This is a genomic window from Vibrio kagoshimensis (assembly GCF_050337535.1).
In the GTDB taxonomy this organism is placed as follows: Bacteria; Pseudomonadota; Gammaproteobacteria; order Enterobacterales; family Vibrionaceae; genus Vibrio; species Vibrio gallaecicus.
This window is the reverse complement of record NZ_JAKJSZ010000014.1, coordinates 122,175-147,849: the sequence shown is the minus strand read 5'-3', so window position 1 is coordinate 147,849 and position 25,675 is coordinate 122,175. Positions and strand designations below refer to the sequence as shown.

The 25,675-nt window shown below is 41.1% G+C and carries 29 protein-coding genes; 19 read left to right on the top strand and 10 right to left on the bottom strand.

The annotated features are described in order from the left end of the window. Positions 1 to 73: 73 nt before the first annotated feature. Complete coding sequence (locus tag L4C37_RS14910) at positions 74 to 646, bottom strand: TetR/AcrR family transcriptional regulator (RefSeq protein WP_273293827.1); 573 nt, start codon at positions 644 to 646, stop codon at positions 74 to 76. A gap of 145 nt (positions 647 to 791) precedes the next feature. Between L4C37_RS14910 and L4C37_RS14905 the strand changes: the two genes are divergently transcribed. Together L4C37_RS14905 and L4C37_RS14900 are read left to right on the top strand one after the other, a co-directional pair. Beyond that, complete coding sequence (locus L4C37_RS14905) at positions 792 to 1,472, top strand: Rossmann-fold NAD(P)-binding domain-containing protein (RefSeq protein WP_429769042.1); 681 nt, start codon at positions 792 to 794, stop codon at positions 1,470 to 1,472. A gap of 74 nt (positions 1,473 to 1,546) precedes the next feature. Further along, complete coding sequence (locus L4C37_RS14900; protein ID WP_429769041.1) at positions 1,547 to 1,954, top strand: hypothetical protein; 408 nt, start codon at positions 1,547 to 1,549, stop codon at positions 1,952 to 1,954. 106 nt (positions 1,955 to 2,060) lie between these two features. Here the strand turns inward: L4C37_RS14900 and L4C37_RS14895 are convergent, their stop codons facing one another. Beyond that, entirely contained in the window at positions 2,061 to 2,948 is an 888-nt protein-coding gene (locus L4C37_RS14895; protein WP_429769040.1) for a DMT family transporter, read from the bottom strand. Between the two features lie 100 nt (positions 2,949 to 3,048). Between L4C37_RS14895 and L4C37_RS14890 the strand changes: the two genes are divergently transcribed. Beyond that, positions 3,049 to 3,633 (top strand): TetR/AcrR family transcriptional regulator, encoded by a 585-nt coding sequence (locus tag L4C37_RS14890; RefSeq protein WP_429769039.1) that lies wholly within the window; start codon positions 3,049 to 3,051, stop codon positions 3,631 to 3,633. Positions 3,634 to 3,752: 119 nt separating this feature from the next. Here the strand turns inward: L4C37_RS14890 and L4C37_RS14885 are convergent, their stop codons facing one another. Further along, complete coding sequence (locus L4C37_RS14885) at positions 3,753 to 4,652, bottom strand: LysR family transcriptional regulator (RefSeq protein WP_429769038.1); 900 nt, start codon at positions 4,650 to 4,652, stop codon at positions 3,753 to 3,755. Positions 4,653 to 4,755: 103 nt separating this feature from the next. On the opposite strand from L4C37_RS14885, the gene L4C37_RS14880 reads away from it, so the two are divergent. Genes L4C37_RS14880 through L4C37_RS14870 form a run of 3 tightly spaced genes read left to right on the top strand, consistent with a single transcriptional unit; the run spans position 4,756 to position 7,508 of the window. Then, positions 4,756 to 5,622 carry an MBL fold metallo-hydrolase gene (locus L4C37_RS14880; protein ID WP_429769037.1) on the top strand — a complete coding sequence of 289 codons (867 nt, stop codon included), beginning with the start codon at positions 4,756 to 4,758 and terminating at the stop codon, positions 5,620 to 5,622. A gap of 19 nt (positions 5,623 to 5,641) precedes the next feature. Beyond that, the gene (grxB, locus tag L4C37_RS14875; RefSeq protein ID WP_137372008.1) at positions 5,642 to 6,322 is read left to right on the top strand and encodes a glutaredoxin 2; all 681 of its coding nucleotides are present in this window, start codon (positions 5,642 to 5,644) and stop codon (positions 6,320 to 6,322) included. A gap of 1 nt (position 6,323) precedes the next feature. After that, a complete protein-coding gene (locus L4C37_RS14870; protein WP_429769036.1) occupies positions 6,324 to 7,508 on the top strand; it encodes a multidrug effflux MFS transporter in 1,185 nt (394 codons plus the stop codon). A gap of 165 nt (positions 7,509 to 7,673) precedes the next feature. Here L4C37_RS14870 and L4C37_RS14865 read toward each other — a convergent pair whose 3' ends face one another. The 3 genes from L4C37_RS14865 to L4C37_RS14855 form a co-directional block, all read right to left on the bottom strand. Further along, positions 7,674 to 8,663 carry a zinc-dependent alcohol dehydrogenase family protein gene (locus L4C37_RS14865; protein ID WP_429769035.1) on the bottom strand — a complete coding sequence of 330 codons (990 nt, stop codon included), beginning with the start codon at positions 8,661 to 8,663 and terminating at the stop codon, positions 7,674 to 7,676. Positions 8,664 to 8,707: 44 nt separating this feature from the next. After that, positions 8,708 to 9,487, bottom strand: coding sequence for a phytanoyl-CoA dioxygenase family protein (locus L4C37_RS14860; protein ID WP_429769034.1), 780 nt, complete (start codon positions 9,485 to 9,487; stop codon positions 8,708 to 8,710). A gap of 138 nt (positions 9,488 to 9,625) precedes the next feature. After that, positions 9,626 to 10,507 (bottom strand): LysR family transcriptional regulator, encoded by an 882-nt coding sequence (locus L4C37_RS14855; RefSeq protein WP_429769033.1) that lies wholly within the window; start codon positions 10,505 to 10,507, stop codon positions 9,626 to 9,628. A 111-nt stretch (positions 10,508 to 10,618) separates the two neighbouring features. Between L4C37_RS14855 and L4C37_RS14850 the strand changes: the two genes are divergently transcribed. Then, positions 10,619 to 11,290 (top strand): type 1 glutamine amidotransferase domain-containing protein, encoded by a 672-nt coding sequence (locus L4C37_RS14850; protein WP_137372013.1) that lies wholly within the window; start codon positions 10,619 to 10,621, stop codon positions 11,288 to 11,290. A gap of 140 nt (positions 11,291 to 11,430) precedes the next feature. Here L4C37_RS14850 and L4C37_RS14845 read toward each other — a convergent pair whose 3' ends face one another. Further along, the gene (locus L4C37_RS14845; protein ID WP_429769032.1) at positions 11,431 to 12,816 is read right to left on the bottom strand and encodes an aminotransferase-like domain-containing protein; all 1,386 of its coding nucleotides are present in this window, start codon (positions 12,814 to 12,816) and stop codon (positions 11,431 to 11,433) included. Between the two features lie 96 nt (positions 12,817 to 12,912). On the opposite strand from L4C37_RS14845, the gene L4C37_RS14840 reads away from it, so the two are divergent. From L4C37_RS14840 to L4C37_RS14805, 8 genes are all read left to right on the top strand, one after another. Then, positions 12,913 to 13,809, top strand: coding sequence for an EamA family transporter (locus tag L4C37_RS14840; protein ID WP_429769031.1), 897 nt, complete (start codon positions 12,913 to 12,915; stop codon positions 13,807 to 13,809). Positions 13,810 to 14,097: 288 nt separating this feature from the next. Next, the gene (locus L4C37_RS14835) at positions 14,098 to 15,105 is read left to right on the top strand and encodes a tetratricopeptide repeat protein (RefSeq protein ID WP_429769030.1); all 1,008 of its coding nucleotides are present in this window, start codon (positions 14,098 to 14,100) and stop codon (positions 15,103 to 15,105) included. Between the two features lie 330 nt (positions 15,106 to 15,435). Further along, positions 15,436 to 16,356, top strand: coding sequence for a permease (locus L4C37_RS14830; protein ID WP_429769029.1), 921 nt, complete (start codon positions 15,436 to 15,438; stop codon positions 16,354 to 16,356). A gap of 53 nt (positions 16,357 to 16,409) precedes the next feature. Next, entirely contained in the window at positions 16,410 to 16,802 is a 393-nt protein-coding gene (locus tag L4C37_RS14825; protein WP_137372017.1) for an ArsR/SmtB family transcription factor, read from the top strand. A gap of 12 nt (positions 16,803 to 16,814) precedes the next feature. Then, a complete protein-coding gene (locus tag L4C37_RS14820; RefSeq protein ID WP_372266911.1) occupies positions 16,815 to 17,261 on the top strand; it encodes a pentapeptide repeat-containing protein in 447 nt (148 codons plus the stop codon). A gap of 274 nt (positions 17,262 to 17,535) precedes the next feature. Then, positions 17,536 to 17,970, top strand: a complete 435-nt coding sequence (locus tag L4C37_RS14815) for a hypothetical protein (RefSeq protein WP_429769028.1) — start codon at positions 17,536 to 17,538, stop codon at positions 17,968 to 17,970. A gap of 45 nt (positions 17,971 to 18,015) precedes the next feature. Then, a complete protein-coding gene (locus tag L4C37_RS14810) occupies positions 18,016 to 18,366 on the top strand; it encodes a hypothetical protein (protein ID WP_137372020.1) in 351 nt (116 codons plus the stop codon). Positions 18,367 to 18,584: 218 nt separating this feature from the next. After that, on the top strand, positions 18,585 to 19,586 hold the full coding sequence (locus tag L4C37_RS14805) for a metal-dependent hydrolase (RefSeq protein WP_429769027.1): 1,002 nt from the start codon (positions 18,585 to 18,587) through the stop codon (positions 19,584 to 19,586). Between the two features lie 13 nt (positions 19,587 to 19,599). Here L4C37_RS14805 and L4C37_RS14800 read toward each other — a convergent pair whose 3' ends face one another. Both L4C37_RS14800 and L4C37_RS14795 read right to left on the bottom strand, forming a co-directional pair. Further along, positions 19,600 to 20,223 carry a CIA30 family protein gene (locus L4C37_RS14800; protein ID WP_429769026.1) on the bottom strand — a complete coding sequence of 208 codons (624 nt, stop codon included), beginning with the start codon at positions 20,221 to 20,223 and terminating at the stop codon, positions 19,600 to 19,602. 25 nt (positions 20,224 to 20,248) lie between these two features. Next, positions 20,249 to 20,515, bottom strand: coding sequence for a DUF3081 domain-containing protein (locus tag L4C37_RS14795; RefSeq protein ID WP_429769025.1), 267 nt, complete (start codon positions 20,513 to 20,515; stop codon positions 20,249 to 20,251). A gap of 375 nt (positions 20,516 to 20,890) precedes the next feature. Here L4C37_RS14795 and L4C37_RS14790 point away from each other — a divergent pair, with 375 nt between their 5' ends. The 4 genes from L4C37_RS14790 (at position 20,891) to L4C37_RS14775 (ending at position 24,676) form a co-directional block, all read left to right on the top strand. Then, complete coding sequence (locus L4C37_RS14790; RefSeq protein WP_429769024.1) at positions 20,891 to 21,340, top strand: GNAT family N-acetyltransferase; 450 nt, start codon at positions 20,891 to 20,893, stop codon at positions 21,338 to 21,340. Positions 21,341 to 21,587: 247 nt separating this feature from the next. After that, positions 21,588 to 22,475 (top strand): LysR family transcriptional regulator, encoded by an 888-nt coding sequence (locus L4C37_RS14785; RefSeq protein WP_429769023.1) that lies wholly within the window; start codon positions 21,588 to 21,590, stop codon positions 22,473 to 22,475. Between the two features lie 240 nt (positions 22,476 to 22,715). Then, positions 22,716 to 23,714, top strand: coding sequence for a response regulator (locus L4C37_RS14780; protein WP_137372269.1), 999 nt, complete (start codon positions 22,716 to 22,718; stop codon positions 23,712 to 23,714). Next, complete coding sequence (locus tag L4C37_RS14775; protein ID WP_137372026.1) at positions 23,711 to 24,676, top strand: sensor domain-containing diguanylate cyclase; 966 nt, start codon at positions 23,711 to 23,713, stop codon at positions 24,674 to 24,676. The genes L4C37_RS14780 and L4C37_RS14775 overlap by 4 nt, the downstream gene beginning before the upstream one ends. Positions 24,677 to 24,781: 105 nt before the next feature. Here the strand turns inward: L4C37_RS14775 and L4C37_RS14770 are convergent, their stop codons facing one another. After that, complete coding sequence (locus L4C37_RS14770) at positions 24,782 to 25,462, bottom strand: DUF1826 domain-containing protein (RefSeq protein WP_273296309.1); 681 nt, start codon at positions 25,460 to 25,462, stop codon at positions 24,782 to 24,784. Positions 25,463 to 25,675 lie beyond the last annotated feature (213 nt).

The window sequence follows — 25,675 nt, the reverse complement described above, 5'->3', positions numbered from 1 at the left end:
CAATAACAATAACAATAACAATAACAATAACAATAACAATAACAATAACAGCAGCTCACGTTTTGTGAGCTATTTATTTAACAAGAGTAAGAGTTTCTTCCATCGCATTTAATAAGTAAGTTCGGTCTTGTTGAATTGCGGCAAGTAATGTACATCCTAGCCAAAGGCTATAAATAGTACGTGCAGTTTGATAACCGTTATTGATATTAAGCTGCCCGCTAGAAGTACCTTCAACAAAGAATTCTTCCATACGTCGGATGACTTGTTCCGCACCCTCATTCAAAGCACTTTGCATTTGACCAGATTCGCCAGATATCTCACCAGATAGTTTTACAACCAGACATTTTATCTTGAAATCTTCGGTTAGTTTCTCATCCGTCCAATGCTGGAAATAAGCTTGGACTCTCTCTTGGTAGTTCAAAGAATCATCAGATAAGAAGCTATTCAACGTTGTAAGGTGATCGTCAAAATAATTAGTAAGCAAAATGGTACCGAAGTTCTCTTTTGACTTAAAGTGATGATAAAACGAGCCTTTCGTTGCGTTAGCTGCATTGATAATTGTCATTAACCCTAAGCCAGCAAATCCTTGTTCACTGACCAAATCAAATCCAACGTCTAATAGGGTTTGTCTCAAATTGTTCGCCATCACGCTTCCGCTGTTTAGATTCCAAACCGAATTATAAAGTGAACCGTGACAGTTCGTACAGACAAAAATGGATTTTTATCTAGACCGGTCGGTATGTTTGTTCTATAGTTGGACTATATTAAGGCTAACCATAGGCGGTGACCGAATGAAGAAAACATCAGTTATTATTGCTGGATCCAGCGGTCTTGTTGGCTCAGAGGTACTAAAGTTGTTGTTGAACGACGATCGAACGGAGCATGTTTATAGTGTGTCTCGTCGGCTTCTGGAATGTGATCAAACTGAGCAAATAAAGCTAACTCAGATCATCAGCCCTGACTTACACATTCAGAAAGAGCAATTTGATATTACTCCGAGCATTGGTGTGATTGCTCTTGGATCGACAGTAAAACAGGCAGGTTCAAAAGAAAAGTTACGAGATATCGATGTTCATTTAGTCGTGGAAACCGCTCAAAAGATGAAATCGATTGGTGTTTCGCGAGTTCTTATTCTTTCATGCCTAGGCGCCGATGAGCAATCACGCTCTCATTACCTTCGATGTAAAGGCGAAATGGAAAGAAAAGTTATGCTGCTGGGTTTTCATGAAACCATTTTTATTCAACCCGGTCCTTTAGCCGGAGAGCGTTCAGAAACTCGAATTGATGAAAAGCTTCTACAATTTCTGAGCAAGCTAGTTAAGCCATTGATGAGAGGCAAGTTGTCAAACTATGTTCCTATTCAGGCAAGTTCTGTAGCAAGTGCATTGGCTGAGCTTATTCATTTAGACAGCTTGAAATCTGTTGAAAGAATTAGCTCTTCATACATGATGAAAATTATTAATCGCTCATAATTCATCGCTCATTTGGCTAATAATAAATAGCTAAAATTGTAATGGTATATCCGTTTTAAACGAGGGGGTTTAAAGTGAATCAGGCTAAAATTAAAAACGTTTTACTGGCAGCTGGCGCTATGAATATTGGTGCTGTTTTGTTGTTTTCTCGCTTTTTTACAAACAGTGTAATTAACGAAGCGGACCCAGTCGTAATGTCCAACTTTGGCTTGGTCATGATAGTAGTGTGGGGTTTTGCGTATTTAGGGGCGGCAACCGTCAATGCAAATATCAAGTATATTGCTGGTGCTTTTGCTTTAGAAAAATTGGTGTATGTGGTGGTTTGGGTTCACTGGATTTCAACGAATGCATTAGCACCAGTATATGAAGCGGACCTGATGGCTGGGGTTTTCTTTACGATTTACGGGATAAATGATTTAGCATTTATGATTCTGTTTTTTATGATATTTAAATCTAAGTTCGATATAAAAAGCGATCGCTAAATTCTCATAAATTAACCCTATAAATTATGCAACCACAGCCTCTTAACCAAGTGTAAGTCGCTGTGGCTTTCCAATTTAGACCAGTGCCGTTATTAGTCTTGCTTCTCTATTGGTCACTTCTCATGGTGATCAACGTATAGGTAAAAATGGTGACGAGAATAATTGAACCTCCCACAATACTGGCTAAAGCTGGTATTTCAGCGAAGAATAAAAACCCCCATACTGGTGCTAGCACGGTTTCTAGCATCAAAGTCATCGACACTTCAGCAGCCGTAATGTAGCGCGTTGCAACCATCGACATCACTCTTCCTATTGGCGCGGTACACAGGCCCATTGCCGCCATAATTAACCAAGTATTTAGGCTATAACTGTTTGGTTCTGCGAAAAACGACATCACCATTGCTAATAGCAAACCACCCAATGCCACACTCGCTAATCTACTCACATCCTGATATTTACGAAGCAAGGTAAACATTAGTGACAGGCAGATTACCGAGAATACAGCCAAAAGATCTCCAAACCAGTTACCGGAGCCAAAAGACCCAGACACAACAATACCAATGCCGATCATCACGGAAATAATCGCGATAATGGTTGGGCGGCTCGTTTTTTCACGTAGTAGTAGCCAGCTAAAAATGGCAGCGACAGCCGGAGATGCGCTCAGAATAAGGAATGTATTCGCAATTGATGTATTTTTGATGCTAAACACTAACCCGCTAGCGCTACCTAGCATTAATAAGCCAGCAAACAATAGTGGCCAACCACTCTGAATTACGGCTTTTCTAATGCCACGTTTGTCGTTTATTTTGAGCAAGATTGACATTGATATAGCGCTAAATAAACCGAAAAGAAATGCGGTGTCAAAGCCACTTACACCTGCAAAACGGATAAATATTGGGTCGATACTCATTAGTAATGCGCCTAGAAGCGCTATCAAGAAACCTGTGGTGCGGCTGTTTTTTGCAGCCCAAGAAGAAAGTGTTAAAGCAGTCATAATGTATTCTCATTAAAAATCATACTATCGAGTATGATTTTTAAGTGTTATTGTGTCAATATAAATAATACTGGTGAGTATGATATTTAAGAGGAAGTCGATGAGTAAAATTGAGCAAAATAGAGAAAAGAAAAAACAAGCAATCTTGTCTGCTGCGAAGTCTGTCTTCTTATCTGAGGGATACACATCCGCAAGTATGGATGTTATCGCTAGTCAAGCTAAGCTGACAAAGCAGACGCTCTATCGCTATTTCCCTTCCAAGATCGAACTTTTCCAAGCAACTATACAGCAGATCGGCGAAAGTTATGATGACCGATATTCACAGCACCTAGCTATAGAAAGCAATCGAGATGCTCTGACTTCATTTGCTACTGAGTTTATGACGTTTCATTTATCACAAGACCATATTGCTACTCAACGATTGCTGATCGCTGAAGCGGCTCAATCACCTGAAATTGTACAGAGCTTCATGAGTATTGGACCTGACGACACCGATAGCGCTTTGAAAGCGTTTTTTGTCGATCGGTTGAGCATAAAGCATCCAGAAAGCAAGATTGAACTCTGGCTTGGTATGCTGCTTGCCCCTCGCTTTGGGGCGTTGTTGGGAAGCCCGAATCTAACTGAGCAACAGATTGAGCAACATGCTATTGAGGCAACGGATTTACTTATATCTGGAATTCAGTAAAACCATCTAGCTATTTTATCTATGAATCTTCAGTCGATTAGGCTGTTAGGGTTTATTGGTTTATTGGTTTATTGGTTTATTGGTTTATTGGTTTATTGGTTTAGCAGTGCGTATGGTTTTTATGGAGTAACGATACGAACGAAGTTAACCTTCAAGTACGTTAAGAACAGCGACAGTCTATAAGGAACGTGTTTACGAGTTGGGTACATCCCGTAAATGTTCACGATTGGAAATTCGGCTACGTTTTCCACTTTTATTAAGTTGCCGCTGTTAACGTGTGAATGAACAAATATACTCGGGATCATAGCGATACCCATTCCATCGATAGTCGCTTGTATTAAGGTATTGGTATCTGAGGTTACAGCTACCCAGGGCTGCCTATATGAAAGATTTTTACCGTCAACCGTTAGCATCCAATAATCGCCATTTCTTGAATTTCCCATATGTAGGCAATCATGATTTTTTAAATCGGCATAACTGGAGGGGGCTTGATACTCGCTTATGTATGCGGGTGACGCGTACAACCCGAACTCAGACTCTCCGAGTTTGGTCGCAACATAAGATGAATCTTGCAATTCGAAAGAGAATCGAATGCTGAGATCGATCTCTTCCTCGATGAGATTTAAATGGTTATTTGATAAAACGAGATCAAAACGAATTCCTGTATATTCTTTACGAAATTCTTTAATAACCTTCATTAAAAAGGGCCCCATCGCATCAGGAGCGGATAGCCGGACTAAGCCTTTAGGGTTGTTCTGGTGAGCCGTTGTGAGTGAATCTTCTAGCTGTTCAATGTTACTCAATACCGCTTGAGCACCTTCATAATAAGCCTTCCCTCCAGGGGTAAGGTGCATACTGCGCGTTGTACGATTCAGCAGTACAAATCCTAGCGAATCTTCCATTGCCGCAATGTGTCTCCCGACAATGGCAGGGGTAATACCTAATGCTTTCGCGGCTTTAGAAAAACTGCCTTTATCGACAACAGTACAAAACAGCTGCATATTCCGATACTTATCCATTTGATACCTATTGTATTAAGTGAAGTTACTTTTGGATGTATTGTTCTATTTTGTGATGTTAATTATCTTTTGTTTCATCATCAACAGTGAAACGGAAATAATCATGTCTCTTATTTCAAAAATAACAACGTTAACCCTAGCATTAGGAATGAGTGGGGCTGCCAGCGCCGCTGATGGTTTTGATCCTACTAAACCAGAAATGACAGAACTCAAAGATGGCATCTATCAATATTCTCAATTTTTTTATAATAGTTTGGTTGTCATTACCGAAGAAGGCGTGATTATTACTGACCCTTCAGGTGAAGTGCGATCCGCACAAATGATGGCAGAAATTCGCAAAGTAACCGAACAACCGGTCAAAAAAGTTATCTATTCCCATGACCATTTTGATCACTCTCGTGGCGGTGAAATTTTCAAGGAACAGGGCGCTGAATTTATTGCACAAGAGAACTGCACTGACCTACTTTCTCGAGATTTAGAGGGTAAGGTGATTTATCCAACGGCGACTTATAAAGACGATATGACCATTTCTTTAGGTGGGAAGAATGTAGACCTGCATTACTACGGTAAGAACGATGGTAACTGCATGAGTATTGTGCATATGCCCGAAGATAAGGTCTTGGTCGCTGTAGACTGGCACTTACCTCAATATCTGGTGAGTTCAGGTCGCTTAATTGAGCAAGACTATGTCGCTACGTTGAACACCATAAAACGTGTTCGTGAGAATTTGGAATTTGACACAATCGTAAATGGGCATGTTCCTGTCGACTCGCCAGAGCTTCTAAAAGAAAGTGAAGAATTTACTCAGGCTCTATTTGACAAGGTTTGGGAAGGCTTGCAAGAAGGTAAGTCGGTAGAGGAACTAAAAGAGTCGATAAAACTACCTAAATTTAGCCATTGGAGCGGTTACGAGGAGCACTTACCTGCTCACGTAGAGCGAATGGCTTACTCTATTTGGCATGGTAATTAATAGGATAGGAGCATTTATAATGAAATTACATGTATTTGATAGTTGCCCTTTCTGTGTTCGAGTGAAGACCGTTATTGGACTAAAACATCTGGACTGTGAAATAAGCCCTATGACGTTAGGCGAATTACCTGAGTCTCTAGAAGGCAAGCTAGACCGGTTGGTTGTACCCGTACTTGAGATCCAGAAACTGGACGGTCGTGATAGTACGCTGATGATTGAGAGCCTGGATATAATTCGCTACTTGGATCAACAGGGCTCACCATTATTCACGAGCTACGAAGTATCGGAAGAGTTACAAAGCCTTTTAAAACAACTCTACCCAGTATCAGCGCAACTTCTATATCCACGAATGCCACAGCTTAATCTGCCTGAGTTGTCTACACCATCTGCATTAAATATATTTGTTGAGTCGCGCAAAGCCACTTTAAACCAGTCGCTCGAACAAGCGTTAGAGAAAACGGATGAGTACCTTCTTGAATTAAAACGACTCTTGGAAGAAATAGAGTCATTGATCAGTATTGATGATCTTGTATCAGGTGAACGTACATTAAACATTGAAGACATTGTCGTATTTGCTGAATTACGAAATTACACCATGATTGCGGAGCTTGAAATGAGTGTCGGCTTGATGGGCTTTGTTAACACCATTTCGTCACGTTCTGGCGTGTCTTTATATTCTCAAGTAAGTCAGGGAGTTTAAAATGGCAGGCAACAAATTTCTTCCATTGCTGGTTATTTTTTCACTCATACCTTTAGGCCCACTCGCTATTGATGTCTACTTGCCATCTTTTCCACAAATGATTGAAACTTTCGCAGCTTCTGACAGTGAAATAAGACAGACCATTTCAGTTTACATTCTGGCTTTGGGGGTTAGCCAATTAATTGCGGGGCCGATCTCTGACCGCAAAGGACGTAAGTTCTCTGCCATGCTTGGGCTATTTATGTATGCCGTCGGCAGTTTACTTGCCGTGGCATCTTCCTCCCTGAGCCTATTATATGCTGCAAGAGCCATCCAAGGGATAGGTGCTTCTTTTACCATGATTACTGCCATGGCTTGGATTCGCGACAACTATGAAGGTGATGCCGCAGGTAAATGGTTAAGCTATATGGGCGGCGTGACTAGCGCTGTACCGACTATTGCACCGCTCATTGGCAGTGGATTGGCGATCTGGTGGGGCTGGAGTGGAGGGTTCTACCTAATGGCAGGTTTAGCATTGTTACTTTTTGTTGCTTCTTCATTTTCACTTCAATCACAACGGAATGTTAAAACCACAACTGAAGTTGTGGATACACATGCGCTTAAGTGTAACGTTCGCGGTATATTAAGCCACCGTACTTTTCTGATTTATGCGCTGACAAATATGCTCAGTTTCGGCGCATTGCTAACCTACATTTCTGTTGCCCCTATCGTTGCGATAAATGATGGTGGTTTTTCTCAAGTACAGTTCTCCGTTATGTTCGGACTCATAGGGGGTGCTCAAATACTTGCCAGCTTTTTTGCACCTAAATTAATGGCTTCATTTGGTCGTAGGAATACGGTGCGATTTGGTTCCAGTATTATGGTGGTAGGGGGCGTTGGCTTATTATTTATCAGTTCTGAAGCAACTTACTATTTCTTTGCATTAGCAGCACTTGGTGCGGCTGGATTCAGTCTCTTATCTGGTTCTGCAACGTCTCTTGCATTAGAACCTTTCAAATACTGTGCTGGTTTAGCAACATCTATCGATGGTTTTTTAAGAATGATAGGAGGCGCTTTACTTGTCGCCTTATCAGGACTATTAGGTGCTAGCAGTATTTCCACGCTGGCATTCGTGATGCTTCTGTCTGTGATACCAGTGTTATTAATCACTGTAGATAATCGGATCGTAAAACTGACCCAAGCTTAAGTTAGTCATTAAATGAGTCACTTTGAACTCGCCGAACAGCGAGCGGTTATGCGCTAGATGTTTCGATTCACACAGCTCCTATGAATGAGGAGTCTGTGTGATTTTTGGTTATATGTAACAGATAAGTGGTCCGATGATTCAATAAGAGGCTTTGCGCTACTTCATCTAAACCGGAAGCAATATAATCTTTCCATTTAAAGTCGTGGTTTCAGACTCAATCAGATCAATCGCGGTCTGAAATTCACTGAGTGGTAGATAACGGTCAACATCGAGTTGTATATCGTGAGTGATGAAATGATTCAGCATAGCCATAAATTTACTACGGCGGACACTTTTACCCTCTGCTTCCTCCCAATAACGTAAGAAGAAAGTGCTGAAATCGATGCTTTGGTTTTTCGCGTGTTCGAAGAAGCTTGGGTCATAAAAATCCAGTGACAGCGTTCCATAGTTGATAAAACGACCTTGATTACCAAGGGTATGAATAAGCTCGGTTCCGGGTTTCCCGCCAATCGCATCAAAGGCAACCGTTGGCTGAGGTAAACTTAGCTGTTGAATTTGTGAAACTAAGTCACCTTGAGCATCTAACACATGATTTGAAACTGTTCGAGGTCGCTTTGGCTGTGATGTAACGACAATGATTGTGAACCCGAGTGATGACGCTAACTGGGAGAAAATTTTGCCAATGGCTGAGTTGCCTGCATTGATTATCAACACATCTTCTTTGGTCAACTTTGTCACTTCTGTAGTCAGTACCCACGCGGTCAGTGCATTGATGTATAGCTGACAGGCGTAGCCATTGTCTAAATCTTGAGGTAGAGGGAATAGGTTGTCTGGCGATACATCGACATAGTTCTGCCACGTTCCACTCGTTGCCACTAGCACTCGCTGATTAAAGGTAAACTCAGCATTGCTGGATTCTACAACCCTTCCGACCGCTTCAAACCCTGGCACTCTCGGTGGCTGGTGGCTGTGTTTGTATTGACCAACACCATAAATCGACAACAAATCACTAGGGTTGATGTTAGTCGCTTCAATTTGTACTCGAACCATCTCTTCAGCAAGCGTCCCTAAAGTGACATTTTCTAGCTTAAGAGACTCTTTCGGCTGACCGAAACGGAACTGGCTGATTTGGGTATTTTGCTTATTGTCAGTCATGGTTCGGGTACCTTTAGGTTAAGAGCATGCATCGATTTTAAGTACTACATCGATTTTAAGTGTAGCGTGTTCATGAACAACCTTGGATCGGCAATATTGTTCAGCATTGATGGTGTTGGTAAACAATCGTCATCCACGTAGTCGACATAATCTGCCGCTGAATCAAAGATCAAAATATCCAATGCCAAACGATCTAAGCCGTATCGACCTCGGTGGATCATATCCGCTGAAAACACTAACAAGTCACCTGCTGACAACGGTATCTGTTTACCACCATAGATGTCATCACTGCTCACTTTACCATTCTCTTCTTGGCGAACATTGTATTCTTCTTCGTTGTCCCAGCGCTTGTGCGTTCCGGGAATAAGCTCCATGCCGGGCTCATCAAATAGGGGCACACGCAGGTGTAACACTTGAGTTTCCATGATGACTTTCATTTGGTCATCAATGTCATAGTCGTATTGACAGTCACGATGCCAGAAGTCTTTTTGTTGTGGGTTCACAGGATTGAAAAACAGTTGAGTGTTCATGAATGCCGGCTTATTCGGTATCACCGCATCGACCACGTCCATCACTTGTTTTGAGCTTATGAAGTCAAAGAGTACGCTTCTATCGTCGGCGGGCAAATATTCGCTTCCTGTAATTAGAGACGAGTTAAAGGCTTCTTCTTGATAAAACTCTTCGTTGTCCTTTTTCCATGATTCATGGAATTTAAGCACGACTTTTCTAAGTGATGCAATTTGAGCATCATCGAAATATTTTCTGATAACAAAGTAACCATGTTCATCGTAACGGTTGCTTAATTGTTGGTTGTTTTCTACCACTGACTACCTTCGTTCATTCTGTACCGCTTAATAACCACGGATTTCTTGGGCGCATAATGCCAGACAGGTGCCATTCCACCAAGTTAATGGATTCATTTAGCTAGATGGGTATTGAGATCTCTACACTTGAGTGTCTATTTAACTGCGCCAGCCAGAAAAGTGAGCCACTAGATAGTCTATTGCCAAGCGAGCACGTAATGGCAGGAAACGTTGATTTTGATACACGATCCAACTGCTGTTTCCTTTCCCCCAAAAGTCTTGCAAGACTGGGGTAAGCAAACCTGAGCTGAGCCCTTTCGCTAGGCTACTTTTGGGCATGTAAGCAATGCCTAGCCCTCGTTCGCAAGCAGAGATGACAGCATTAGAGTTATTGCTTTTCCAGCGACCATGGACACGCGTGCTAATGGTGTTTTGACCATTTTCAAAGAGCCAGTGATCATTATTGGCAATAATACAACTATGCTGTTTTAGTTGGTTGGGGTGGGTGGGCTCACCGTGACGTGTTAGATATTCCTGACTCGCGACAGCTGCCATTGGGCGATCAACGAGTTTTCTCGCAACCAAACCAGAATCTTTTAGAGCGCCATAGCGAATGGCGAAATCAATACCGTCTTCAATGAAGTTAACCATTCGGGAATTAAAATCCATCTCGATAGTGAGCTCCGGATAAGACTTAGCGAATTCCATTAAAGCTGGAGCGACATGCTCTTCTGCAAAGGCACCTGCGGCGCTTACACGTAGAGTGCCACTTAATGTAACTTGCTGTAAGTTCAAACCTTCATTGGCTTGTTGCAACCCATTGACCAATTCTCTGCATTGTTGGTAATACAGCTGACCGGCGTCGGTTAAATTGACTAGCCGAGTTGAACGAGCCAGCAACACCGTTCCAAGCCTTTCTTCTAGTCTAGATACTTGTCGGCTTACGTGGCTTGTACTGCAACCTAGCTGTTTGGCCGCTGCGGAAAAACCTTGGCTTTCAGCCACTGCAACGAATTCAATAATTCCATCAAAATTGTTCATGTCTTCCATCTTTGCTGTATGGCAATAATCTTTTGCCAATTATCGGTATTATCAGTCAAATGGTTTTGAATTAATATCATTATCGAACTCAAAGCCTTCAAGGAAAAAATAATGAAAAAGATCCTAATTCCAGTAACGAACCATGCAACTTTAGGCGAAACAGACCAAGCTAACGGTACTTACTCTCCAGAGATCACTCATGTTATTCACGAGCTTAGTGCTGCTGGCTTTGAATACGATATCGCGTCAATTCAAGGTGGAAAAGCGCCACTCTATGGTACTGATGTTGAAGCCGATGAAATAAACAGCGTTGTGTATTCTGATGATGATTTTCAAAATCGAATCAATAACACAATCCCAGTTTCGCAAATTAATATTGATGACTATGACGCAGTGTTCTACCCAGGTGGCTTTGGGTTGTTATCAGACCTTGCTACGAACGCGAGCTTCGCTCAATTGTCTGCAAAGCATTACGAGAATGGCGGAATTATCGCGGCAGTATGCCATGGTCCCGCGGCATTACTTCCAATCACATTGAGTAATGGTGACAGCCTACTGGCTTCTAAGTCGGTAACGGGTTTCACTCGTGAAGAAGAGATCGATTTTGGTACGATTGCTGATATCCCATTTCTGCTTGAAGAGTCACTTTCACGTAAAGCCGCTCGCTTTAGCAAAGCACAGCCTTGGCATGAACTAGTTATTGTTGATGAAAGGGTGATTACGGGGCAAAACCCAACGAGTGCGCATGCTGTTGGTAAAGCGTTAGTGGCTTCACTGTCATAAACTTTTGACAATAAATTTCAATAATTTAAGTTACTTAAAATTGCCCATATGCATGGGCTATTTTTTTGGAAGATGAAGTGGCGGTTTAGAGTGGTAATACTTTGTCTATGATTGATTTTCTGGCTACTGACTTTTATCTATTAGCCGCTGGATTGTTTAATTGCTTCTATCAATTGCTCTAACTCGTCTTGCACATTGGTTGATAGTTCAAACCCAATGTTTATTCTTAGACAATCGTTATAGAGCGATAGGGTACTAAACAATTGACCCAAGCGAATATCGATTTGATTTTCTTCGATTAGTTCTGTAAATCTCGCAAGCTCAAGCCCTGGTACTTGTAACCAGAGTACCATTCCCCCTTGTGGGTGACTTATTTTGACCTTTTTGGGCAAGCGTTCAGAGAGAAAGGTGAGATAAGACTGCCTTAAGTTAAGTAATTTGCTGCGACGACGCTTCAGCTGCTTGGCGTAGTGCCCAGACTCAATGAAATCAGCCACCGCGAGTTGAATGGGAAGTGAAACACCAAAGCAAGAGGCGCTATGCTGCTGGCGGTAACGTTCTGTAAACCGGCCGGGTAAGCACCACCCTAATCGATAACTCGGTGACAAGCTCTTTGATACGGACCCACACCAGAGAATGTAACCGTCGCGATCGTAATACTTCGCAGGTAGTGGTGTGTGCTCAGAGTAGGAGAGCTCTAGGTAAACGTCATCTTCTATCATTGGCACTTGATAGTGATTAGCAAGCTCTGCCAGTTTCTGTTTTTGTTGTGCAGACATGGTGATCCCTTGAGGGTTCATGTGCGATGTACAAAATAAACCGGCCTTAACACTCCCTTGCTCTAAGTGCGCTTCTAATTGGAGCAGATCTATTCCATCGTTCAGAGAAGGGATTTCTACGATATTACGCCCCATCTGCCCGAGTAAGTCTAAAATGCCACTAAAGCATGGTGAGCTAATGGCAATGGCATCGCCTACTTGGGTACAGGCTTCTAGGGCTGCTTTGATGGCAGGCATGCACCCTGAAGTGATGACCAATTCCTCAGAGTTAATATGCAGACCAAGCTTTGCAAAATGAACACTTAATGCGTTACGTAGCAAAGGGTCGCCTTGAGTATCTGGGTATTGATTGAGTCGGCTGCCGAGCCGTTTGCTTGCCCTACGAAAACTTCGTTCAAGTTCATTCAGCGCGAGATCGTCAATTGTTGTGCTCGATACGCCAAGAGGTCCATTATGAAGAGAGTGGATGGAGAAGTTCTGGTTAACTTTCGAGACCTTACTAACAAATTGTGCCCATTCCGGTGTGCTGTGTGTACTCGGTTGCGCCGACACATAATACCCTGCTTGAGGTCTAGCATGAATCCAACCCTGAGATTCCAACTCTTGATAGCAACTTACAGCAGTCGACATGCTCACAGCTTGCTGCTTTGATACTTGTCGTAATGAAGGCATACGACTTCCTTCTGTCAGTTTTCCGGCTTCAATCTCGCGGATAAACTTGCTCGCCATCATTCTGTACATACTCATAGGCTGTAACTGTACTTCTTTTTGTTTAAAAAATTGTATCTGTACTGATAACTGTACTCGAGTAATACTCTTTTTCAACAAAAAGAGGGGACAGTTATGATAAGAAACGATTTATTTTTGGCAATATTCGTCATGGCGATATGGGGTTTTAACTTCTCAATGATTAAGTTGGGGATCACTGAAGTGCATCCGTTACTGGCGACTGCTGCTCGATTTACGTTGGCGGTGATACCAGCCATATTTTTTATTAGAAAACCTAACGTAGCTTGGCGTTACTTGTTTGCTTATGGCTTAGTGTTCGGTGTAGGAATATGGGGTATGGCTTCCTGGTCGATTACAGCAGGACTTTCTTCGGGTATGTCTTCTGTTTTGCTTTCATCTAACGCTTTAATCAGCATGGCCGTTGGCGTATTTATCCATAAAGAAAAAGCTTCAATGCGAAAAGTTATTGGGGCTGTGACGGCATTGGTCGCTCTTTTGGTATTGATCTCAGCGACTAATGGCAATATTACCCTAGATGGTTTGATGTTTATTATGATTGCCGCTTCATGTTGGACGGTAATGGGCATGATAGTAAAAGCGTCTCAAACCACACAGGCATTTGCGTTTAACGTGTGGGGAATGTTATTTGCGCCAATTCCTCTTGTTCTATTTGCTGTGAGCCTTTATGGACCGGGTATTATTTGGCATGCCTTAGATGTATGGGATTTTAACACCACACTAGCCGTTGTTTTCCAAGCTTATCCAACCACATTGTTTGGTTACTGGGTATGGAATCGATTATTGATTCGTTATCCCCTGAGTACCACAGCGCCTCTCACATTACTGGTGCCAGTGTTTGCCTTGATCTCTGGATACTTTATGTATGATGAAGTGCTAAATATCGCCCAAATAGTTACTTGTATCCTGTTTTTAATTGGGGTTGGGCTGATTGTTAAGCCTGGACGGGAAATGAAACAAAAACCAATGTCGGCTAAGTTGCAAGAGAGCTAGTTACTCGCGGTAAAACGGTAAATGAGCTGAGTTTTACTAGCGTTGAGCTTTCTCTAGTTAATCTTGTACTAATAAAGCTTGCTAGAGTTACGTTCAATTGTGTTAAGTCTACTAACAAAGCCACCTTCAAATGGTGGTTTTTTTATTCATAGTTATATTTCCCTGAACTGTGTTTTTTAGCGATCACATAATGGAATTAAACTGATTTACTAAACAGGAAACTCCTTTATTTTCAATAGCATTTTGATATATTCATGTGAAACTATACTAATACATGGAATGGCTTAAATGATAAAACAAAGTGGTATTTTCTTAACGTCACTGTCTCTGGTGTTATCCACCAATGCTTTTGCTTACGATCTAGATTTAGAATATTTTGAGAGTGAAGATATCGCCTTATTAAAGGCGGCAGAAAAGTCGAGTGATAATGAATTATTGATGAAGGCGGCTAGCCTTCTGATAGAAGATTCAATGTATGACGAGAATGTCGATCGTGGCTATGAATACATGAAGAAAGTGGCACAAGCTGGCGAAGTAAAGGCAATGATTAGTTTAGCTGATATGCATTACGATAATGATCAATATGAGAAAGCACTTCGCTGGTACCACAAAGCTGAACAAAGCAAAGACCCTTATGTGCTCTACTCGTTGGCTGTGATGTACTTTGATGGCGAAGGGACACCTGTCGATTATAAAAAAGGCAATGACTATTACTTAGCTTCTGCGCAAGCTGGATATTCGGATGCTATGTATCAACTTGCCTTTTCATACAATGATGGAAAAGGCATCGGGCAGGACTTCTCTAAAGCAGCGTATTGGTTTGAGCAAGCGGCAAACTTAGGTGATGTAAGCGCAATGTATAATTTGGGTATTTCTTTTCTTAAAGGAGAAGGCGTAGACAAAAGCTGCTCTAAAGCGATGCAACTATTTAACAACGCTATTGACGAAGATGAACATGCGCTTTCCTATGCCAAAATGGGCGATATTTACTCTTATGCAGAGTACAAAAAAGCCTGTAATTTCAAAACCACTGACTACAAGAAAGCACTAGAGTATTACACTGGTGGTGCAATGCAGGGGAATGCTTATAGCCAATATTCAGTTGGTTATGCTTACCGTAACGGTCACGGCACGTGGAGCGATTTCGTTAAAGCGCTGGCATGGTTCGAAGTTGCGTATGAGTATGGTGACTCGGATGCAGAAAAAGAGATTGCGGATGTTAAACAGCATATGTCCAAAGAAGATATTGCTTCGGCAACCCAGCTCAAAGACTCTTTAATTGAAGAAATTTGGTAAGTAATCTCGATTGTAAGTACTTTGGCTTATGGCTTATGGCTTATGGCTTATGGCTTATGGCTTATGGCTTAAACAGCTTACGAAAGACTATTATGATATAGAGATTTCCCCTCATAAAAGCTTAAATCAATATTTTAAAAGCGAGCGTAGTGCTCGCTTTTTTTATTTATATCGAAAAATATTATCCGCTATCCGCTATCCGCTATCCCAATTATGGACAATGACAATTTTACGAATCGCGAGCATATAACTTTTTAAATATACACACTTGCTCAATTGTGCATGTGTGTATATGATTCGGTTCTATTTTCACTTGTAGAGATTCCAATTGTGGATGCTAAATTAGTAATTGCGTTAAATGAGTTTTTTTATGTGGCTAAAGGTCTAGTGCTGATCATTGCTGTTGTGTCTGTGTTAACTGGTATTATGCGAGAATATATTCCGCAAGATAAACTCCAGGCAACACTGACTAAACATGATAAGTGGGGAACCTTACTAGGCGCTTTTTTTGGAATGCTGACCCCATTTTGTAGTGCGGCCGTTGTTCCTGTGACCATGGCAATGGCATCAATGGGAGCATCACTTGGTACCGTCATGAGTTTTATCATTTCAGCACCATTATGTAACTTCATCGTATTGGCGATGGTTTACGCTGCCTTTGGGTTAAAGATCACCGTGGTTTATTTCTTAATTACCTTTAGTGCGGCAGTACTTGGGGGGTATTTGATATCTAAATCTCCTTGGCGAAATGAAATCAAACGTGATGGCGAGCTTGAAAACACCAAGGGAAATAGTTGTAGTTCAGAAAAGGCGATCACTTGCGGTGGTGTACCTTCTTCAGCTTCAAGAATGCGTAATGCCATGGGCGGGGCATGGACTTTGTTCAAACGCATTATCCCATACGTCCTATTGGGCGCGGCGATCAGTGGTTTTTCTGCAGCTTATTTGCCTGCCGATCTTGTGGAGAAATATGTAGGGGGCGGTAGCTTTGAGTCGATAGTGATTGCTTCACTTATTGGTATTCCACTTTATCTCCGGATTGAAATGGCAATTCCTTTACTTAACGTATTGATAGCGAAAGGAATGGGATTAGGCGCTGCATTAGCATTAATTATTGGTGGTACTGGTGCAAGTTTGCCTGAAATCGCGCTAGTATCAGCTGTTCTTAAAAGAAAAGCAGTGATAGCGTTTGTTGGGATAGTGTTAACTACAGCCATTTTGGGTGGCGCTATTTTCCAATACGCTCTATAGAATTGTCGCGCCACTCGGTTTGAGTGGCGCTATTAGTTGAAAAGGTAAACACCGTGATGGATGAAAAATATATTGATTCGTTGAAAGCGTTATCGGAACCAAACCGATTACGTTTGTTTTGGTTATTTCTGCATGTTGACGAATGCATGGCAGTTGCAGAGGCTATGGATATCATTGGTGAAACTCAGTACAACGTTTCTCGAAATTTAAAAATGCTGTACAAGGCTGGGCTGCTTAACCATGAGAAGAAGGGAAAATGGGTGTTTTACACTTTAAAAGAGCAGACTGCACCTCACTGCAAAGCCTTAGTGGATTCAGTCAGACACTTACCAGAAGATGATTTTAAAGAAGTGATGAAACGCTGCATTATTCGTTTATCAATGAGAGTTGATGGCGAATGTGTTGTCGGCCCGGATAGTGAAATATGGCAAAGTAAAATTAAGTAAGTATGGTTTTTTATGAATACGTACACTAAACAGGAACTGGGTTTTATTATAGAGCAGCACAGCTTATGGCTTAAAAATGAAGGTGGTAAACGTGCTGTTTTAGGGGGCGCTGACCTTAGTCACCTCAACCTAAAGGGGCTCGATCTACGAAGAGCGAACTTAATTCGTACTGATTTTAGCCACAGTGATTTGTCCGGTAGCGATATGAGTGATGCCGATATCATGTACGCAAACTTCCAGAATGCATGCTTAAATAATGCTATTTTCCGTGATTCTGATTTACGTAATGCCAATATGAGCCATGCTCAGATGTGTAATATTGACTTACAACGAGCCGATTTATACAAGACAGATCTTAGTCATACCGAATTGAGCAATGGCGCGCTTAAAAGCTCTTATTCAACGGGAACAATAATCACATTGCGTGATACCAGTAAGCCAAGTTGTTTCTTGCTTTAACCTCCGATATATCTCTAACAATTTAAGCTGCCTTCTCTATCTTTGATCTCATGAATTAAGTCGGTCTTATTAGCCGAAGGTTTATATTGTTGTCAGCTATTTTGCTACATCTACATCTAGTTACTTAGGTACTACTGACCGCTCTTCTCTTAAAGACAATGTATGTCGGAAAAATGCCTGTTTAATTTCAGTAAACCTTATCAATCTTATTAGGCGCAGGTAAGGTCACTTTTCTGTGTATTAAACGCTTATTAATTATCTCAGGTGAACAATAATGAGAGCAGTATGGATTTTTATCATCATTGTCAGCACGTTAGTTTATGGCGGTATGAGAAGAGAAAGTATTGAACGTAATTGTTTTGAACCTTTTTCAATTTCACCTACTGATTACTTTAATACCCCTGAACCTCAGCTTTGGTACATTATTGGAGGGAATAGTGGAGATGACTTTTTAGTCGATAATAATATCTTTGCGTACGTTGTTGAGGGTGACTTTGCGCAGAAAATGACTCCGCTAGACCCAGATAGCTCGGTCAACTTTACCGGAAATGTTTACAAGTTTTGGCCTAGTTGGCCTGAAAAGTTCCTCGGTGGCGGTGATAACAATATTCAATTTGAAGTTTTCATTGATAGAGATAAATTCCTAGTTTTCGATGAGTTAGAGAGGAATGAAAACATCCCACGTATAGAAGAGCGTTGTGATTTTTGAGCTGATGAGAACTATTATTTTGACTGAAAAGTTATAGGGAAATATATGAATTTTGAAGGGTTATCAGAACAGCAAGTTTTGGATATAGCTAATCCTATAATGGATAATTTGATGGAAGCATCAACTGAAATTAATTATGAAAGGCATGTTCAAGACTTTACGGATCGCATGAAGAGTATAGTGACTAAAGATTACCTTCATAAAGTCTGTGAGCAGTATCAATCAGAAAAAGGATACTTTGCTGAACGTGAGTTTGTTGCTGTGTTCAAACGTCCCGACTCAGTGGCAATCGTCTGGAAACAATCATTTACTAAAGCGAAAGGGCAATTTGTAGCTGAAATGGTGTTGGTCAATGTTAATGGTCGTTACCTTTGCGATCATGTGATGGTCTTTTAATTGGATAATCGCTAATTTAGCAATTGATGATCGAAAATTTCAATGACACTAGTTTTCAAGGGCGAAATTTAGCGAAATGAAGTCAGTCAATCTTTCAAAACACGCCAAGTGCTAAACTTGTTTTCGTAGCGAAACAGCGCTGAGTTGCGAAGAGCAATTTAGTGGTGAACCTCAGCTGAGCATCTATTATTAAGTCATATGCAATCAATGAGTTAATTATGGATCCATTAACACAAGGTGTGCTGGGGGCTTCTTTGTCCTTATCAGTAAGCCAAAAACAACACTTAATCGTCGCCGGTGCTTTTGGTCTACTCGCAGGAATGGCTCCGGATCTGGATGTATTTATCCGGTCAGAGAGCGATCCATTACTTTTTTTGGAGTTTCACCGGCAATTTACTCATTCACTCTTTTTTATTCCTCTGGGCAGTTTTATATGTGCTCTTGCTTTTCACTGGCTGATCGGAAAGCCACAGCGACTCTCGTTTAAACAAAGTTGGCTTTATAGCGCACTAGGTTATAGCACTCACGCGTTGCTGGATTCTTGTACTTCTTATGGCACTCAATTATTTTGGCCTCTAACCAGTGAGCGTTATGCTTGGAATAGCGTATCCGTGATTGACCCCGTGTTCACCCTGCCTATATTGATACTGCTCTTATTCACAATGCTTAAACGAAACACTTGGTTTGCTCGTATCGCATTTCTTTGGGCTTTAACGTATCCAACATTAGGTATGATACAAAGAGATCGCGCTGAGGCTGCGGGATGGCAATTAGCAAATGAACGACAACATGCCCCTATTCGGTTAGAGGCGAAACCGAGTTTCGCCAATATTTTGTTGTGGAAGGTTATCTACGAAACTGAGGGTTACTACCATGTTGATGCAGTGAGGGTAGGGACTTCAGTGAAAAAATACCCAGGTGAAGCCATAGAAAAGCTAGAGATGAGTAGGGACTTTCCTTGGCTCGACCTTAATTCACAACAAGCTAAAGACATTGAACGCTTCAGCCAGTTTTCAAAGGGCTTTTTAGCCAAAGCTCCTAGCGATGAACTGCGTGTTATCGATGTTAGATATTCAATTGTACCAAACCAACTCAACGCGCTATGGAGTATAAAGCTATCACCATCAGTGACTCATGATACGCATGTAGAATATGAGACACATAGGGCTAATAGCTCGGCATCAAGACAACTTTTCTTAGAAATGCTATTGGATTTTTAATGATTTAATTTCGTTACTTATTAGGTTCTTGTGATTTTTTAAATTGGATCTGAATTAAATTAAGAGAAAAGGGAAGAGGCTGCTTATCTGCAATTAGAAAGCCAATTTGTTTTATTTCTTTTGCATCAATTTTAGGAGCTCCGCTGAGCATTCGCCCTCTGAACACTGCTTGAAAATCACTAAGATGGAAAACTCTCTTAAATTGTTCTCCTTGAACAGTGGAAAAATCGTGTTTGTAGTTTATTCGGTAGCCGTCTTTCCATGTTGTGAGCCTGAGTTGGTAAGTGCGTCCATCACCAATATATGTTAGTTCAACGGTGTCCGGCTTATTGGACAGAGTCTCAATCGCTCGGTTTACTGAACTGAATCCACCATTGTTGGCAAACGATAACTCACCGATGAATCGACTTAACTGACCGCCATAGATGAAACTGCCTGTTGAAACGCCACCCATTACATTATCGTTGGTTGCAGTCCAGTTATGTTGTTCGCTCGCTTTTGTAAAATCGATCATATTCTTTCCTGAAGCCATTACGGCTTTAGAGCATAAAAAATAGCTAGTAAAGACTAACAACAAAAAGGCTATTTTCTTCATCGAGTAGTGTATTTGAACTCTTTTAATGTGAGCTATATTCATCTTAACTCCGTTCATGAGACTTTTTTCAATGTATTGGTTTAGTAGTAATCATTGCTAAGCAATGGCTGATGAAAGCGGAGTAATTGGACGGTTTACCGTGCTCAATTTTAAGTGTTCCGTGAAACATTAGCGTTACGGTTACGTCTTTGTAGCTTAACCAACAGGTGTATCCATCGTAATCGTGCCATGCGTATACTTCATCTAAAACGTATCGGTCATCTAACCTATCACCAGATGCTCGAATACAGTCGAACACTCTGAGAAACTCTTTGATGGTGAGCTTTTTATCCATGTGTTACTCCTAATATGAGGCTAACAAGCACAACATTTATCACCTATAGCCAATGCGTTAAACCAAAACTGATGCATTACTAAGGATAAAATTCATGTCTTGTATGTGCTCTTGATTGCCTAGTTAGGTACGGTTGAACCCTTTGATTCGATCAATGGTGAGTGTCTCTAATGTATATCTATCTGAATATAAAAGTGATTATGGTTGCTGATAGTAGAGAGAACTTATCTGATGGAACCTGTGATACATTTGAAATATTAACTGGGAAGGACCAATGCTTTTCGAACATTGGTTAGAATAAAATCTAGAATCATAACAAGCACTAGCGAGCTAACTCATAAATTGAGTCAGTCTCAAACTTTAATAGGAAATACCATGGCAAATCATATTGAGTTTAAACCTTTTGAACCAAGCGATAGAGATGCTTGTCTTCAAATCTTTGATGAAAACTGTCCATTATACTTTGCGACTAATGAACGTGAAGATTACTCCGGCTTTTTGAATAGCTTCCCCGAAGGTTATGAAGTTTGTATGGTAAACAGTCATATCGTTGGTGCTTATGGTTTGGCTGTGGATGACCAGAAAAATTGTCATCTAAATTGGATTTTAATCTCTCCAGATACCCAAGGGTCGGGTATCGGTAATGAATTTATGACTAGGGCGATTGCTCGTGCAAAGTGTCTAGGTTCAGAAGAAATTCAAATTGCAGCTAGCCATTTGTCGGCTCCTTTTTTTGCTAAGTACGGAGCATTAGAGGTGAATTACATATCTGATGGATGGGGTTTAGGAATGCATCGAGTGGATATGAGATTGAAACTGCCTTAAATGGTTTTGGTTTAAAGCCGGGAGCCACCGTAGTAATGGTTGAAAGTATTTACGTTTATTTGAAATGATGCCTGCTAAGTTTGATTAAATGTTTACAGTAAACTAGACGAATCGCTGTTTAAACTGGATTGAATTATAAGTACTCAAATTAAGGTGTGTTTCTTTGACGAAATGAATCATAAAAGATTGATGTTCTGCAAAAAACACACAGAATCAAGCGTCATAATTTCTTAAATCGAGCTAGTGAATGGATAAATTAACTGCAGCAAAGGTGTTTGTTGATATTGCTCAATCAGGCAGTTTTACGGCGACGTCTGATAGGCTCGAAATGTCACGACCTACGGTGACTCGTTATGTTGAAGCGATGGAAAAATGGCTCAACGTGCGCTTATTACACCGAACTACTCGTAAGGTCACATTAACTAGTGCAGGAGTAGGTTGCTTGAAAGAAGTAGAGCTTTGGCTGGAACAAGCGGAAGCTCTACTCGAGTTGAGTGATAAAAGTGAAGAACTCTCTGGTAGTGTAAGAGTCGCGACAAGCATGTCATTTGGATTTTCACAGCTTGTTCCTGCACTGCAAGAGTTCATGTCCATACATCCCAAAGTTTATGTCGATATTGATTTACAGGACTCTGTTGCTGATTTAACCGAAAGGCAAATTGATCTGGCGATTCGTATTGCGTCTAACCCCGATCCATCTTTGATCGGTAAGCCAATTGCCTTGTGTAAATCGCAACTTGTTGCCTCTCCAACCTACTTAGCTACGAGAGATAAACTTGTTGAACCTAAACAACTTATTGAACATCGCTGCTTGGGGTATAAAAACTTTCAGCGGCATGTATGGCATTTAACACAGGGAGAACAGCAGCAATCCGTTGATGTTGAGTGCAAGCTAACAGCCAATGAAGCCACGGCTTTGCTTCACGCTGCGCTTTGCAATGGGGGAGTTGCCATCCAGCCCGATTACTTAGTGAATAAATATTTAAAGTCTGGTGAGTTAGAATCGGTTTTACCTGAATGGAAGCCAGCGGAACTTACCGTGTATGCGCTTTATTCTTCTAGAAAACATCTATCACCGACTGTCAGAGCATTAATCGATTACTTACAACAATATTTCGAAGATAACCCACCGTAAGTGGTTTCTTGGGCTGGCATTTATATTTATCTGAAAATTCATTGTGTTAGTCGGCCCTTTTATACTATCTATTAGGCAGAAATGATGCGGAAACAGCGAGTTACGCACATAATATGTAATAATGGCCGAATTGTTGACGTCAATACTTAGTCTCTGGTCACAAATGAAACAACTTGGAAGTCATTGAGCATAAATATATGGCATGATGGTTTGTTATCAACAAACACATTTGCTCAGCCAATGAATATCTTAGTATGCGATGATTCAATTATCGCTAGAAAGTCAATAATTAGGCATCTGGACATATCATCTCACCTTGAGATCTTTCAAGCTGAGAATGGACAGCAGGCGCTTGAATTGCTCGCTGCTCACCCTATAGATCTGCTATTTCTCGATTTGACGATGCCTGTTTTAGATGGGTTTGGCGTATTAACTGCTTTGCCAGTCAATACCTACCCAACGAAAGTCGTTGTGGTTTCTGCTGATATTCAAAGCCAAGCGAAACAACGCTGCATAGACTTGGGAGCAATTGCGTTTTTAGATAAGCCCTTTGCACCAATGGAACTGGCAGTACTGTTAGATGATTACTTAGTCCCGTCATCAAAAGTTGAACCTGTTCAACGATCCCAACTTTCACAATTTGACATCATAGCCAACATCAAAGAAATGAGTAATGTTGCCCTTGGTACAAGTGCTTCTTTGATTTCTGAGCAAGTTGGTCAATTTATCGAGATGCCAATTCCCAACGTAGCTTCATTGCATCAATCAGAATTGAAAATGACAGTGCAAGATATTGTTGACCATTCTGAATATCGTGCAGTTTCTCAACGTTTTGTTGGGCACGGTATCAACGGTGAAGCGCTGGTTTGTTTGCATGGCGATGGGCTTAGTCAACTTGCGCAGGTTTATGGCGGTAGTGATCAAAATATCGCAAAGGATCAAAATTCAACGAGTGAAATAATTCTGGATTTAGCCAACCTGACTGTTTCTTCATTTCTTGTCTCTTTTAGTAAGCAGCTTGATATTTCCATATCTTTGCGTCAGCCGATTATTTTAGAAAAAGAACAGCTTCAAGAATCTCTTGGGTGTAACCAATTTCTTTCTGGGTATGACAAAGACATTTTTACCATTGAATTTGTATATAAAAGTGAAGACATCGATCTCGCCTGTGATGTTATTTTTCTAATGCACAATGAATCATTGAACGCGATTGGCGACATTTTAGAGACGGTATTATGAATACGACAGATATAGGTGACTTGCATTGGGCAATGCAGATTATTGGTGGTCTCGATGCCGGACTGATAGTTATCGATCGTGATTATCAAGTATATGCTTGGAATTCTTTTATGCAGTCATATAGCGGAATAAAAGCCAATGAGATCATTGGTAAGCCGTTATTTGAGGTTGTGACAGATCTCCCTGAAGAATGGGTAAAAAGAAAAGTTGATACCGCTTTTAAGCTAAAGAGTCGTAGTTTTTCATGTTGGGAAGACCGACCTTACTTGTTTAAATTTAAAAATTTCAGCCCAATTTCAAATGGCTTAGAAGAGATGCATCAAAACGTGACCTTCTCTCCCCTTACTTCTGTGAATGGTGATGTTTCACACGTTAGTATTGTAGTGAATGACGTTACTGACATTGCAAAAAATAAAATTCATCTTGTTGATTCAAACCAAAAGCTATCTGATCTTAGCCGAACAGATGGCTTAACTAAGTTATTCAACCGTCGTTATTGGGAAAACTGTCTTCAACAAGAATTCAATAGGTGCCATGTATCTGGCATTGTCTCGTCTATTGTGATCTTTGATATTGACCATTTTAAACGTGTTAATGATACCTATGGGCATACAGTGGGTGATCAAGTGATACGTCATGTCGCCGATGAACTTCGAAGAGCATCGAGATCATCAGATATATGCGGTCGCTATGGCGGAGAAGAGTTTACCATCATCTTACCTGGAACTTGTGCTGGGCAAGCTCTCTATTTCACAGAAAGGCTTCGGAAGCGAATAGAAAGCTCGATTGTTGAATACCAAGGGAGCTCCGTTCAGTACACGATAAGCTTGGGGATTTGTGAGGTGTCGAGCTCTCAAAGTAATCACTTGTCATGGTTAGAGCATGCAGATAAAGCGTTATACTTTTCTAAAGAAATGGGGCGAAATCGTTCGACAGTTTTTGACATTACCTTAATTGAGTAGTGAGTTTTTCTGGTTATAGCCTTAGCTTGCACTCTTGTGTTTGATGCACTTTTACTTACCACTTTTTACGTCAAACATTTAGATAGGCGCTATTCTAGGTGCTTACTAACCGAAGTCGAGCGTCAGTAATAACCTAGTTTCTTCGGATTTCATGGCTGGTGAACGATGGACCAGCCCTGAATGTTCGTTTCCAATCCAAAGCTCCCCTTTAAGAAGTGCTACATCACCGCAAGTCACCTTCTGAATATCGGATTCTTGTGTATAAAGACCAGAGGTTGAATCCGGTTGTCCATTACTTCCATGTCCTAATTTTGATCGATCTAGTACATGATTTGGCAGCCATTGCGTTGCAATTCCATGGTAGGTGGAAACTAATCGACAAGGTACTTTATCAACATGGAATCTAGGGCACATCGCACTATCTAGAGTTGCTAAACGTAGACCAGCTTGCTTGAGGTCGAAGAGGTAGCAGTACATATCAACGAGTTCTACCATGTTCTCCAGTAGCGCTTTAGGCGCGGTCCCGTCTGTCGCGTACTCGAGCTTTTCATACGCATTTTCAGGAGTGAGAGTTATGGATTTTCTAACACTCAGGTTCTGAGTAAGAAAGTGGCTGACTGCTTGAGCTAGTTCTTCGTCATTATTACGTCGCCAAATCGCAATGTTGATGTGCTCTTGGTAGATATCACTTAGAACTGTTGGGTGCTCCCCAGTGCTGAAACACGGCTCAATATTACTCTGTGGAGAGATGTTTGTGAGGGGCTGTTCAATCAAAGCGGTATTCATTGTGTCATTTCCTAAGTAGCAATCTGGTCGTCAAATCTCTTACAACGGCTTTCGTTATGTAGAAAAATGGATTGGTTGTTTTGTAATGTTATAACATAACAATTGTGATTGTGCGAGATGAGAGGGCTTATAATTGTTAATCGCTAGTTAACGGTTGATGTAATTCGTGGATGGTTAAAGACGAGGTGTAATGCTCTGAATGTGCTTATAGTG